Raw genomic sequence first — 12404 nt, 5'->3', positions numbered from 1 at the left:
GACCCGTGATCCGCCATGAACCGCCACCCTTTGCGGCGGGAAAACGCCGTAGCCGTTGACGCGCGCGGGCGTTGAACCGTAAGGGAGGCGAACGTGTCTCCCCATGGAGCGAGGAGGGGTCCCATGTCGGAGATCGGTTCCCAGTCGGCCACCCGGCACGCGTCCGCCCCGGGAGCGGACGGGCCCCCGCCCGCCGACTCCTGGGATCTGGTCACCGTGCCGGTCCGCCAGGGGCTGGAGGCCGTCGACATCCTGCGCCGGGCCGGGGCCCCCGCCGTCGGGCCGGTGGTGCACGACGGGACCTGCGACACCCTGGGGTTCCTGGTGCCGCCCGGCACCGCCGCCGCCTGGGACATGCCGGGCAGCGCCTGTACGCGCACGTCGGGACGCGGCCTCCGCCTCCCCGAACTGCCGGAGCTGCCCGAGCCCGCCGGTGACGCGCCCCGGCCCGCCGGCTGGCTGCTGCCCCCCGGCGACACCGACCCGGTCACCGACCCCGCCGTCCTGCGCGAGGCGCTGGGCGAGGCGGCCCGGCTCATCGAGGCCGCCGACGGCCGCCGCTGAGCCCGCCGCGCGCCCGGACTCGGAGGGCCGGCCGCGCACCGCACGCGCACGGACGTACGGGCGCACACGCGTACGGACGGGCGGATAATGGGCCGATGGCCAGGAACAAGCAGCGTGACCGGGCGGTGGCCGCCGCACCCGTCGCCGAGACCGTCGACGGCGGCCTCGCCGAACTCGTACCCGACCGGGAACGCCCGCGCGGCTGGACCCTGCTCCTCGACGGCGCCCCGCAGTCGCACGTCGATCTCGACGACCCGTCCCACCTCGCCTTCGAGTACCAGCGGCGCCTCGGCCACGTCGTGGACCTCGCCGCCCCGCCGAACCGGCCGCTCAAGGTCGTCCACCTCGGCGGCGGCGCCCTCACCCTCGCCCGGTACGTCGCCGCGACCCGCCCCCGCTCCACGCAGCAGGTCGTGGAGCTGGACGAACCCCTGGTCCGGTTCGTCCGGCGGGAACTGCCGCTCGATCCGAACGCCCGCGTACGGGTCCGCTCCGCCGACGCGCGCGCCGGGCTCGCCAGGGTCCAGGACGGCTGGGCGGACCTGATCGTCGCGGACGTCTTCGGCGGAGCCCGTACCCCCGCCCACCTGACCAGCGCCGAGTTCCTCGCCGAGGTGCGGCGGGCGCTGCGGCCCGGCGGCCTCTACGCGGCGAACCTCGCCGACGGCCCGCCGCTGGCCCACCTGCGCGGCCAGATCGCCACGGCCGCCGCCGTCTTCCCCGAACTGGCGCTGACCGCCGACCCGACCGTGCTGCGCGGGCGCCGCTTCGGCAACGCGGTGCTGCTCGCCTCGGACCGGGAGCTGCCGGTGGCCGACCTGACCCGCCGGGTCGCCACCGACCCGCACCCGGGCCGGGTCGAACACGGCCGGGCCCTCGCCGACTTCGCCGGGGGAGCGGCCCCGGTCACCGACGCGACCGCGAAACCCTCGCCCGCGCCGCCGGCCTCGGTCTTCCGCTGAGGGCCGGTCCGGGTCCTCAGACCGTCCGGTCCTCGATCTCCACCCGGGGCGCGGTGTCGTGCCACACGCAGAAGACCGACAGTTCGCGGTCGCCCCGGGTGAAGGTGACGCGGATCCAGTTGGTCTGCTTCCACACCTGCATCCGCCAGCCCGGGGCGGGCGTCGCCGAGACGAGTTCGGCCGAGGTCTCCCCGATGTCGAAGGTGGCCCGGCCGCCGTCCACGGGGTAGCTCTTCACGTTCGCGCCCGACCCGGGGTCCCGGTCCGCCGGAGGGGTGGAGGGGGCCGCCGTCGTGGGCTTCGGCCGGAGCGAGGGGCGCGCGGAGGGGGTGGAGGAGGGGGACGGCGGGGCCGTCGCGGACGGGGGTCCGCCCGGTTTCGCCGCGGGCGGCGCGGTGGACGGGGCCGTCCCGGGGGGCGACGGCGTGGAGACCGGCGGGCCGCCGCCCGAGCCGTACACCCCGTCGACGGCGCCGGCCGGCAGGGGGAGGGCGCGCGGCGGGTCGTACACGGTGCCGGTCAGCACGCTGTGCACCCCCCACCAGGACAGGGTGACCGCCGCGCCGGTGGCGAGTGACCAGGCCAGGGCGTGTACCAGTCCTCTTCGCACCGGACCATGGTGCACCATGGTCCGGTGCACCGTCTCCGCGGGTGGACGTTGTCCGACGATTCGCCCACATGGCGTACGGTGCCGCCCATGGCAAGTGTGCTCGTGGTCGAGGACGACCCGTTCGTGCGCTCCGCCCTCATCCGGCAGCTCACCGCGGCGTCCCACACGGTACGCAGCGTCGGTACTGCCCTGGAGGCGTTGCGCGAGGTCGCCCATTTCCGTTTCGACGTGGTCGTCCTCGACCTCGGACTACCCGACCTGGACGGGTCCGAGGCGCTCAAGATGCTGCGCGGCATCACCGACGTGCCGGTGATCATCGCGACCGCCCGGGACGACGAGGCCGAGATCGTACGGCTCCTCCACGCCGGGGCCGACGACTACCTGGTGAAGCCCTTCTCGGTCGACCACCTCTCGGCCCGGATGGCCGCCGTCCTGCGCCGCGCCCGGTCCGCCGCCGGCGAGGCGCCGCCCTCCGCGGTCCTCCGCGTCGGCGGGCTCACCGTCGATCCGCTGCGCCGCCGGGCGGAACTGGACGGCGCGCCCCTGGACCTGACCCGGCGCGAGTTCGACCTGCTGGCCTTCCTCGCCGGCCGGCCCGGCGTGGTCGTCCCGCGCAAGGAGCTGCTCGCCGAGGTGTGGCAGCAGTCCTACGGCGACGACCAGACCATCGACGTCCACCTGTCGTGGCTGCGGCGGAAGCTGGGCGAGACGGCCGCCCGGCCCCGCTACCTGCACACCCTGCGCGGCGTCGGCGTGAAGCTGGAGCCTCCCCGGGAGCCGCGGCCGTGAGATGGGCGCTGGTCAAGGTCTCCCTGGCCGTCACCGTCATGGTCGTGGTCGCCTTCGCCGTCCCCCTCGGACTCGTCGTCAAGGAGATGGCCCGCGACCGGGCGTTCTCCAACGCCGAACGGCGGGCCTCCGGTCTGGCCCCCGTCCTCGCGATCACCACCGACCGCGACGAGCTGGAGAGGGCCGTCGCCGCCACCGAGGACGGGCCCGCCGGCCGGCTCGCCGTCCACGTGCCCTCCGACATCCCGGGCGCGCCGCCGCTGGAGATCGGCACCCGGCGGGCCGGCGAGGAGGAGCTGCGGGCCACCCGCGGACTGGGCCGGGCCTCCATCGCGGAGGTCCCGGGCGGTTTCGCCCTGCTCCAGCCCACCGCGATCAGCAGCGGCGAGGTCGCGATCGTCGAACTCTTCGTCCCCGAGGGCGAGGTGTCCAACGGCGTCGCCACCGCCTGGCTGATCCTCGCGGGGGTCGGCATCGCCCTCGTCGTCGGCTCCGTCGCCGTCGCGGACCGCCTCGGCGTCCGCATGGTCCAGCCCGCCCAGCGGCTCGCGGGCGCCGCCCACGAGCTGGGGGAGGGGCAGCTCGGCGTGCGCGTCCCCGAGGAGGGGCCGCCGGAGCTCAAGTCGGCCGCCGTCGCCTTCAACTCGATGGCCGACCAGGTCGTCCAGCTCCTCGCCAACGAACGCGAGCTGGCCGCCGACCTCTCCCACCGGCTGCGCACCCCGCTGACCGTCCTCCGGCTCAACGCGGCCTCGCTCGGCGCGGGTCCGGCCGCCGAACAGACCCGTACGGCCGTGGAACAGCTGGAACGCGAGGTCGACATCATCATCCGTACGGCCCGGGAGGCGAAGCCGCAGACCCGGGCGACCGGCCCCGGCGCGGGCTGCGACGCCGCCGAAGTGGTCCGCGAGCGGATGGACTTCTGGTCGGCGCTCGCGGAGGACGAGGGGCGGCGGGTGCGGGTCGCGGGCGTCGAGCGTCCGGTCCGCATCCCGGTCGCCCGTCCCGAACTGGTCGCGGCCCTCGACGCCCTGCTCGGCAACGTCTTCCGCCACACCCCCGAGGGCACCGCCTTCTCCGTCGACGTCCACAACGGCGACGACGCCGTCATCGTCCTGGTCTCGGACGCGGGCCCCGGCATCGACGACCCCGCCGCCGCCCTGGCCCGGGGCAACGGCGGCGACCGGGACGGCTCCACGGGACTCGGCCTCGACATCGTGCGGCGGATGGCGGAGGGCACCGGCGGCGACGTCCGGATCGGCCGCTCGGTGCTCGGCGGCACCGAGGTCCGCGTCTGGCTCGGCCTGGCCGGTCGCGCCGGGACGTCCGGCCCCGCCCGTACGACCACCCGCCGCGCCCACCGCCCGTCCCGCCGCAGGCGCGGGGGGACGGGAACGCGGCGGGCGGGGGAGCGCTGACGCCTTCCGGCTCCGCCGGTACGGTCCCGGGCCCGGCGGTACGGTCCCGGGCCCGGCGGTACGGTCCCGGGCCCGGGCTCGCCGGTACGGCCTCGGCTCCGGCGGTACGGTCCCGGTTCCGCCGGTACGGCCTCGGGCGCGCTGGCACGGTTCCGGCCCCGCCGGTACGGCTTCGGCTCCGGCGGTACGGTCCCGGCCCCACCGGTACGGTCCCGGTCCCGGCCCCGCCGGTCCCGGTCCCGGCCCCGCCGGTACGGTCCCGGGGCCCCGCCCGGTCCCGTCTCCCCGCTCCCTCCGCCTTCCCCCCGCCCCTTCCTCTCCCGGGAGGCGAACCTTTCCCCCTCCCGATGGCCTCCTTAAGCGACCCGTAAGAAACCCCGCCCCCGCCCCCGGAGGCCGGTTTTCGCCCTTCCCGGCCGCTAGCGTGTTGCCACACCCCGAGCACGAAGGTTCCCACCGGCCGCACCCGGCCTCCTCTTCCTCTCCACCCACCCCCGAGCAGCGCGCCCCGGCCTCCCCCACCCACCCCCCGGCCGGGGCGCGCCTTTCCCGGCCGCGGACACGACGGAGGCCCCGGTCCGTGAGGACCGGGGCCTCCCCGGGGCGGGCGCGGCCCCCGGCACCCGCACGGGCGCCGGGGGCCGGGCTCAGCCCCGGACCGCCGTTCTCCGCGACGCGTCGCGGAGCCCCAGGACGCACGCGGCGACGGCGACCAGGGCGCACAGCACCATCAGCGCGTTGACCACGACGTCGGGCCCGGCGTCCTGGGCCAGCGCGTTGGACGTCGCCGACCGGATGCCGAGGACCTGGAGGACCGCCGCGGCGACGAGCCCGGCGGCACGGGCCCACCGGGGGCCCTTCTCCGCGAGGGCGGGGAGCACGAGCACGGCCGCGGCCCAGAGCAGGACCAGCGCCGCCGTCGCCTCGGCCACCAGGAGGAGACCCCCGGCGCCCTCCGACCCCGGGTGGTCGATCCCGGACGTGTCCACCACGAGGAGCGCGAAGGCCAGCTCCATGAGCAGCACGTAGCAGACCTCCAGGACGAGGACCGCCGCTCCCGCCCGCTTCACGAAGAGAGGGCTCAACTGTTGCTCCTCACGAGTCGTCCGCTCTTGATGATCCACAGCTTGCCGTTCCGCTGGGCACTGCGGCAATCGTCCCGCGCCCTGATCCCGGCGCTGGTCTGGCCGGTCCGCTTGCGGCCGATCTCCCGGCCGATCGCGTTGTTCTTCAGGTCCATCTGCTTGTCGACGCCCTTGGACGTCGACTCGTGCCGGGTCGCGAACTCGTAGGCGTCCTTGGTGGACAGACGGATCTCCATGCGCGCGTTCCAGTAGCAGTGCCGGAAGGAGTCGCCGGTGCCCTGGAAGAGGGTCCTGTCCGGGTACCAGTCCTGCGCCTGCTTGAACGCCTTGTTCGCGGCGTCGTACGCGGTGGTGCAGTCGATCGGGTTCCAGAAGCAGTACGACCGCTCGGAGGGCGTGGCGCTGCCGTAACCGAAGCCGGGGTCCATCAGGACCGGGTAGGCCAGGGTCTGGCCGGCGGCGGGGGCCAGCGAGGCGGTGACCTCGTTCCCGGAGAGCGTGAGCTTCACGGGGATGCCGGCGCCCTTGGCGTCACGGGCGACGGGGGCGGTGATGAAGGTCAGGTTGCCCAGCTCGTCCGAGACGATGATGACGTTGTCCGCGCCCTGCGTCGCCGTCTGACCGGGCAGCAGGCGCAGGGTGTACGTGTAGCTCGTCGCCGCGGAGGCGCTCCGGAGCAGGTGGAACGTCTCGACGGCGTTCTGCCCGGTCCGGATGGCGAGCGTGTCCGCGTCCGTCTGCGTGTTCGGGTAGACGACGACGCCGGTCTCGCTGAGCGTGGCGGCCGCCGCGGCGCCCGAGGGCATGGCCACCGACGTCTGGACGGAGCCGTCAGCGCTGGTGCCGACGATCTCCTGACCGGCCGTGCCGGGGAGTTCCACGACGCCGGAGGCCAGGACGGACTCCTCGGTCTCGACGACCTCGGGGTCCTCCTGCTCCTGGTAGTCCACGGGCGTGTCGTCGATCTCCGGGTACTCGGTGTCGACGGGCCGGTCCTCGGGCTCCGTCTGCTCCTCCTCGGGGTGCAGCAGGTCGGAGAAGTGCGTCTCGGCGACCTCGTTGACGAAGGAGGGGGAGAGGACGCCGGTGATCCGGCCCACGCGGAACGCGTGCTCCGCCGGGTCCGACCACGTTCCCGCCGCGTTCTTCACGCGGACGGAGAGGACGTGGGTGCCGTCGGCCGAGGGGGTCAGCGTCACCGTTCCCCGGCCGGCCGAGAGGGCCACCGTGCCCGCCGGGCCGCCGTCCAGGGAGTACTCGGCCGCGACGGCCTTGCCCTGGGGGTCGGCGACGGTGAAGGAGCCGGGGGTCCCCGCACCGCCGTGCCACAGGCCGTCGGCCGGGTAGACGGAGGAGGTGACCGAGGGCGCCACCGGCACGGAGGTGTCGACGGTCAGGGTGCGCCAGGCGGACCATCCCCCGTTCCAGAGCTTGCCGTCGTACACCGAGACGCGCCACTTGTACGTTCCCGGCGCGAGCGCCCCGGACGTCCAGGCGGCGGGCTTGCCGGAGGCGACGAACGCGGAGGTCCCGCTCGTCACCTTCGCGGTGGCGTCCTTGTTCCACACCTCGAAGGTGAGCCGCACGGAGTCGGCGTCGGGGTCGGTGGCCTGGGCGGTGAGGGTCGGGGTCGTGTCCGCGGTGACCGTGCCCTCGGCGGGGCTCACGGCGCTGCCGGCGTTCGGCTTGGTGTTGTAGGTCACGACGAGCGTCGGCTCGGTCGGTCCCTGGGCCCCGTCCACGTAGTTCGCCGAGCGGAAGCGCCGCCAGCTCATCGAGTCCGCCTCGTCCACGGCGCGCACCTGGAGGCCGTAATTCGGCTGGCCGTCGGCCCACGCCTGGACGATCCCGTCCACGTCCCAGCGCATGAAGTTCGCCGGGCAGGCCGAGCTGTACCCGTACGCGGCCTTGGAGACGACCGCGTCGTCGGCCGTCGTCGCGGGCTGCGCGCCCCAGGTCACCGCGCTGGGGTCCCAGTTCGCGGTGATGCGCCGGACGGCCACGCCGGAACCGGTCGCGGAGCAGCTCGACGACCAGTAGGAGTGCAGCCTGAACTCGGTGTCCAGGATCTGCTTGCCGGCGTACTTCGACACGTCGAACTTCACGTACGAACGGGCCTTCGTGGTGCCGCCGTCGTAGGTGCCGGCCTTCAGCTCGGTCGAACCGCGCTGGGAGTCCGGGTAGTTGGTGGCGACCCAGGTGTCCGTGGACGCCGCGAGGGTCGTCGTGGGGTCGATGTTCACCGGGTAGGTGACGTCGGGGTCGGTGAGGAAGGCCATGCTGGGCTTGAGGACCAGGACCGGCCGGCCCGCGCTCTGCTCGATGCGGGTCTCGATCTCCATGGAGTGGGTGGGGTCACCGGACTTCGGGTCCGTTCCCGTGCCCCACATCCGGGGCGCCGGGGCGCTGGCGACCAGCTTCCCGGTGGCGTCCTCCAGGCGCAGGTGTCCCGACCGCTCCTTCTCCAGGCTCAGGCCCTCCAGCGTGACCGGGAGCCGCAGCTCGACCGGCTCGGTGGGGCGCTCGCGCAGGATGAGCGATTCGGTGAAGCCCTGGGGGAGCGCGGTGACGTGCAGGTCGCCGTCGGGCACGACCTCCGGATAGACCGCCGTGTCCCCCTCGACCTCCGGGGCCGGGAGGGCCTTCGTGGCGGACCAGTCCAGGCCGAAGGTCCGTCCGCTGCGGGTCACCGCGGCGAAGTCCTCGGCCCCGCCGTCGGACAGTTTCACGTCGGCGACGGCGGCCTCGGGTTCGAGCCGCGTCCCGGTGTCGACGAGGGTGGTGTCGAGCTGCTTCCACTCACCCCCCTCCCTGATCCGGACCGGCCCGGACGCGGTCTCCGTGGTGACCGTCCCGTTCGGGTTGACCCAGGTGCTGGAGGCCTCCGTCCGCTCGGACAGGGCCTCGACCCGCTTGCCGCCGAGCACGGCGGCCAGGCGCGCCGACGCGAGGTCGGGCGCCTCGGTGCGGTCCGGGACGGCGTCCGTCGTCTCCGTGGGTATCGCCGTTCGCTCTTCCGCCAGGGCCGGCAGCTGCAGGGACAGCGTCAGGGCCACCGCGGTCGAGACGGACGCGATCCGTGTTCCTCTTCGCATCCACCCCCCTTAACTCGTTCGTTCGATGTGGTTCGCCTGCGGTGCAGGCCGCGCGAGCTTTTCATGATCATCATGTGAAGGGACAGCCGGGAAGGCGTGTGCTCGGTCACACTGGGTGCGCGAGCGGTACGGTGTGTCACCTTTTGTGATCATGGGGGAGGGTGTTCCGGGGGTGCGGCGACTCCCGCCGCCCGGCGGTCCGCGCCGGAACGCGAAGAAGGCCCTGATCCATGTCTCCAAGGATCAGGGCCTTCCCCTGAAAGGGTGAGTAACGGGACTCGAACCCGCGACATCCTGGACCACAACCAGGTGCTCTACCATCTGAGCTATACCCACCACGCCCGGCGGTTTTCCCGAAGGTTTCCCCGACCGGCCGAGAAGAAGTCTACAAGGTTCCGGAGGGTGCTCGCGCCCACGTTTCCCGGAGGGGTCCGCGCGGGCGCGAGCGGGCGGTCATTCGGCGGACAGGACGTGACGGGCGGCGATCCGCTTGGCGGTGTCCGAGTCGGGGCCGGGCTGCGGCACGAAGACCGCCTCGCGGTAGTAGCGCAGCTCCGCGATGGACTCGCGGATGTCGGCGAGCGCCCGGTGGTTGCCGCTCTTCTCCGGACTGTTGAAGTACGCCCTCGGGTACCAGCGGCGGGCCAGCTCCTTGACCGAGGAGACATCGACGATCCGGTAGTGCAGGTGGCCTTCCAGGGCGGGCATGTCGCGGGCGAGGAAGCCCCGGTCCGTGGAGACCGAGTTCCCGCACAGCGGCGCCTTGCCGGGCTCCTTGACGTGCTCGCGGACGTACGCGAGGACCTGGGCCTCCGCGTCGGCGAGCGTGGTGCCGCCGGGCAGCTCGTCGAGCAGCCCCGAGGCCGTGTGCATCTGGCGCACGATCTCCGGCATGGTCTCCAGGGCCGCGTCCGGCGGACGGATCACGATGTCCACCCCGTCGCCGAGCACGTTCAGTTCCGAGTCGGTGACCAGCGCGGCCACCTCGATGAGTGCGTCGTCCGTCAGCGAGAGCCCGGTCATCTCGCAGTCGATCCACACCATGCGGTCGTTCATGCGTCCACCTTAGGGGCTTCCCGGGGGCTCTTCCCGTGCGAACGGGGGCGGGGGGGGGGGGGGGGGGGGGGGGGGGGGGGGGGGGGGCCCCGCCCCCCCCCCCCCCCCCCCCCCCCCCCCCCCCCCCCCCCCCCCCCCCCCCGCCCCGCCCCGCCCCCCCCCCCGGCCCCGCCCCGCCCCCCCCCCCACGGCCCTCGCCGTTTTCCCGGAGGCCGTACGGCAGGATGTCCCCCATGCCGAGCCTCCAGAAGACGAGCGCGCCGGGCCGCTCGCAGACGGTCGTCCCCACCCACCGGGACGAGGTGGCCGCCGCGGGCAGCGAACTGATCGGCGGCCCCTACGGCCGCCGGGCGCTGCCCGGCACCGGCCGTCCGACGCCCGTGCGGGTGGTCGCCCTCGTGGCCATCGGCATGTTCGCCCTGGGCATGGTGCAGAAGCTGCCCTGCTACAACTGGGCCTGGTTCCGGGGCGCGACCTCCCAGTACACCCACGCCTGCTACTCGGACATCCCGCACCTCTTCGTCGGGCGGGGCTTCGCGGACGGCCTGGTGCCGTACTTCGACCGGCTGGGCGGCGACATACCGTTCCTGGAGTACCCGGTCCTGACCGGGCTCCTCATGGAGGTCGCGGCCTGGCTGACGCCGGGCGGCGGTGACGAGACGCAGCGGGAACAGGCGTACTGGCTGGCCAACGCCGGCCTGCTGATGGTCTGCGCGGCCGTCCTCGCGGTCTGCGTGGCGCGGACGCACCGCCGCCGCCCCTGGGACGGCCTCCTGGTCGCGCTCTCGCCCTCGGTGGCACTCAGCGCCACGATCAACTGGGACCTGCTGGCCGTGGCGCTGGCCGCCGCCGCCGTCCTGATGTGGTCGCGGAGCCGGCCGGCGGCCTTCGGGGTCCTGCTGGGTCTGGCCACCGCGGCCAAGCTCTATCCGGTCCTGATCCTCTGCCCGCTGCTGCTGCTCTGCTGGCGCGCCGGGAAGTGGCGGGCGTACGGGACCGCGCTGCTCGGCTTCGCGGGGGCCTGGCTGGTCGTGAACCTGCCGGTGATGCTGCTCGCGCCGGAGGGCTGGAAGCAGTTCTACCTCTTCAGCATGCGCCGGAACGTCGACTTCGGTTCGGTCTGGCTGCTCATCGGCCAGCGCACGGGCGACCCCGTCCCGCCGGACCGGGCCAATCTGTACGCGACGCTGCTGATGGGCGTGGCGGTGGCCGGTCTCGCCCACCTCACGTTCACGGCGCCCCGCAGGCCCCGCTTCGTCCAGCTGGCCTTCCTGGTCGTCGCCGCGTTCGTCCTGACCAACAAGGTCTACTCGCCGCAGTACGTCCTGTGGCTCGTCCCGTTGGCCGCCCTCGCCCGGCCGCGCTGGCGGGACCTCCTGATCTGGCAGGCGTGCGAGATCGCGTACTTCCTGGGCACCTGGATGTACCTGGCGTTCACGGGCAGCGGCAACAAGCAGGGGCTGCCGGAGGACGGCTACCAGTTCGCGATCGTCCTGCACCTGCTCGGCACCCTGTACCTGTGCGTGATGGTGGTGCGCGACGTCCTCGCACCCGAGAAGGACCCGGTCCGTCAGGACGGCTCGGACGATCCGTCCGGCGGCGTCCTGGAGGGTGCCCGGGACGTCTTCGTCGCGGGCGGCGCGGCCCGGCACGCCGGCCCGGCCCCCGCACGGGGGACACGGGTGGAGTGGGGCGTCCCCCGGGAGCGGGACTCCCAGGAGTGAGCGGATCCGGCCGGAGCGGCGACGCGTCCGGCCGGACCGTGCTCAGCGCTCGACGAGGCGGTCGAACTGCGTCGTGGTGTGGCGCAGGTGCGCCACCAGCTCGTCACCGACCCGGGGCTCCTGGGCGTCGGCGGGCACGAACAGGATCGACACCTGCATGTGCGGCGGCTCGGCGAACCAGCGCTGCTTCCCCGCCCAGACGAACGGCGACAGGTTCCGGTTGACGGTGGCGAGGCCGGCCCGGGCGACGCCCTTGGCCCGCGGCATGACGCCGTGCATCGCCTTGGGGGCCTCCAGGCCCACGCCGTGCGAGGTGCCGCCGGCGACGACGACCAGCCAGCCGTCGGACGCCGCCTTCTGCTGGCGGTAGCCGAACCGGTCCCCCTTGGCCACCCGGGTCACGTCGAGGACCGCGCCCCGGTACTCCGTGGCCTCGTGGTCGCCCAGCCAGAGACGGGTGCCGATCCGGGCCCGGAAACGGGTCTGCGGGAACTGCTGCTGGAGCCGTGCCTGCTCCTCGGCCCGCAGGTGGCTCACGAACATGGTGTGCAGCGGCAGCCGGGCGTTGCGCAGCCGGTCCATCCAGGAGATGACCTCCTCGACGGCGTCGGTGCCGTCCGGGCGGTCCAGCGGGAGGTGGAGGGCGAAACCCTCCAGGCGCACGTCCTCTATGGCGGCGTGGAGCTGGTGCAGCTCCTCCTCGCGCACGCCGTGCCGCTTCATCGAGCTCATGCACTCGATCACGACCCGGGCGCCCACCAGGGCGTGGACGCCGTCCACCGAGGACACGGAGCGCACGACCCGGTCGGGCAGCGGAACCGGCTCCTCGCCCCGGCGGAAGGGGGTGAGGACCAGCAGGTCGCCGCTGAACCAGTCCTTGATCCTCGCGGCCTCGTAGGTGGTGCCCACGGCGAGCATGTCGGCGCCGAACCGGGCCGCCTCGTCCGCGAGCCGCTCGTGCCCGAAGCCGTAGCCGTTGCCCTTGCAGACCGGGATGATCCCGGGGAACTGGTCGATGACCGACTTCTGGTGCGCCCGCCAGCGAGCGGTGTCGACGTAGAGGGAGAGCGCCATGGCCGGCCCGGAACCTTTCTGACGGCA

10 protein-coding genes and 1 tRNA gene are annotated in these 12404 nt (G+C 74.0%); 5 read left to right on the top strand and 6 right to left on the bottom strand.

What is annotated here, in order from left to right; genetic code table 11:
• Window positions 1-123: 123 nt before the first annotated feature.
• Together ACFYZY_RS07125 and ACFYZY_RS07120 are read left to right on the top strand one after the other, a co-directional pair.
• Window positions 124-564: a hypothetical protein gene (locus tag ACFYZY_RS07125; protein ID WP_388690244.1), complete on the top strand. Its 441-nt coding sequence runs from the start codon at window positions 124-126 to the stop codon at window positions 562-564.
• A 95-nt stretch (window positions 565-659) separates the two neighbouring features.
• Window positions 660-1526: a spermidine synthase gene (locus ACFYZY_RS07120; protein ID WP_388690242.1), complete on the top strand. Its 867-nt coding sequence runs from the start codon at window positions 660-662 to the stop codon at window positions 1524-1526.
• Between the two features lie 16 nt (window positions 1527-1542).
• Here ACFYZY_RS07120 and ACFYZY_RS07115 read toward each other — a convergent pair whose 3' ends face one another.
• The gene (locus ACFYZY_RS07115; RefSeq protein ID WP_388690241.1) at window positions 1543-2136 is read right to left on the bottom strand and encodes a hypothetical protein; all 594 of its coding nucleotides are present in this window, start codon (window positions 2134-2136) and stop codon (window positions 1543-1545) included.
• Window positions 2137-2223: 87 nt separating this feature from the next.
• Here ACFYZY_RS07115 and ACFYZY_RS07110 point away from each other — a divergent pair, with 87 nt between their 5' ends.
• Together ACFYZY_RS07110 and ACFYZY_RS07105 are read left to right on the top strand one after the other, a co-directional pair.
• On the top strand, window positions 2224-2925 hold the full coding sequence (locus tag ACFYZY_RS07110) for a response regulator transcription factor (protein ID WP_388690239.1): 702 nt from the start codon (window positions 2224-2226) through the stop codon (window positions 2923-2925).
• Window positions 2922-4343: an ATP-binding protein gene (locus tag ACFYZY_RS07105; protein ID WP_388690238.1), complete on the top strand. Its 1422-nt coding sequence runs from the start codon at window positions 2922-2924 to the stop codon at window positions 4341-4343. Before ACFYZY_RS07110 ends, ACFYZY_RS07105 begins: the two co-directional genes overlap by 4 nt.
• Window positions 4344-4990: 647 nt before the next feature.
• Here ACFYZY_RS07105 and ACFYZY_RS07100 read toward each other — a convergent pair.
• The 4 genes from ACFYZY_RS07100 to orn form a co-directional block, all read right to left on the bottom strand.
• The gene (locus ACFYZY_RS07100) at window positions 4991-5428 is read right to left on the bottom strand and encodes a hypothetical protein (RefSeq protein WP_388690236.1); all 438 of its coding nucleotides are present in this window, start codon (window positions 5426-5428) and stop codon (window positions 4991-4993) included.
• On the bottom strand, window positions 5425-8523 hold the full coding sequence (locus tag ACFYZY_RS07095; RefSeq protein ID WP_388690235.1) for a DNRLRE domain-containing protein: 3099 nt from the start codon (window positions 8521-8523) through the stop codon (window positions 5425-5427). The genes ACFYZY_RS07100 and ACFYZY_RS07095 overlap by 4 nt, the downstream gene beginning before the upstream one ends.
• A 263-nt stretch (window positions 8524-8786) precedes the next feature.
• Window positions 8787-8859: transfer RNA gene (locus tag ACFYZY_RS07090), tRNA-His, on the bottom strand.
• 117 nt (window positions 8860-8976) lie between these two features.
• A complete protein-coding gene (orn, locus tag ACFYZY_RS07085; protein WP_388690233.1) occupies window positions 8977-9579 on the bottom strand; it encodes an oligoribonuclease in 603 nt (200 codons plus the stop codon).
• A 233-nt stretch (window positions 9580-9812) separates the two neighbouring features.
• Between orn and ACFYZY_RS07080 the strand changes: the two genes are divergently transcribed.
• Entirely contained in the window at window positions 9813-11303 is a 1491-nt protein-coding gene (locus ACFYZY_RS07080; protein WP_388690232.1) for a glycosyltransferase family 87 protein, read from the top strand.
• Between the two features lie 42 nt (window positions 11304-11345).
• On the opposite strand, the gene ACFYZY_RS07075 is transcribed toward ACFYZY_RS07080, so the two are convergent.
• Window positions 11346-12377, bottom strand: coding sequence for an alanine racemase (locus ACFYZY_RS07075; RefSeq protein ID WP_388690231.1), 1032 nt, complete (start codon window positions 12375-12377; stop codon window positions 11346-11348).
• Window positions 12378-12404: the final 27 nt, after the last annotated feature.

The sequence above is a fragment of the Streptomyces sp. NPDC001744 genome (genome assembly GCF_042892575.1).
Taxonomy (GTDB): Bacteria; Actinomycetota; Actinomycetes; order Streptomycetales; family Streptomycetaceae; genus Streptomyces.
This window is presented reverse-complemented; position numbering and strand designations above follow the sequence as displayed.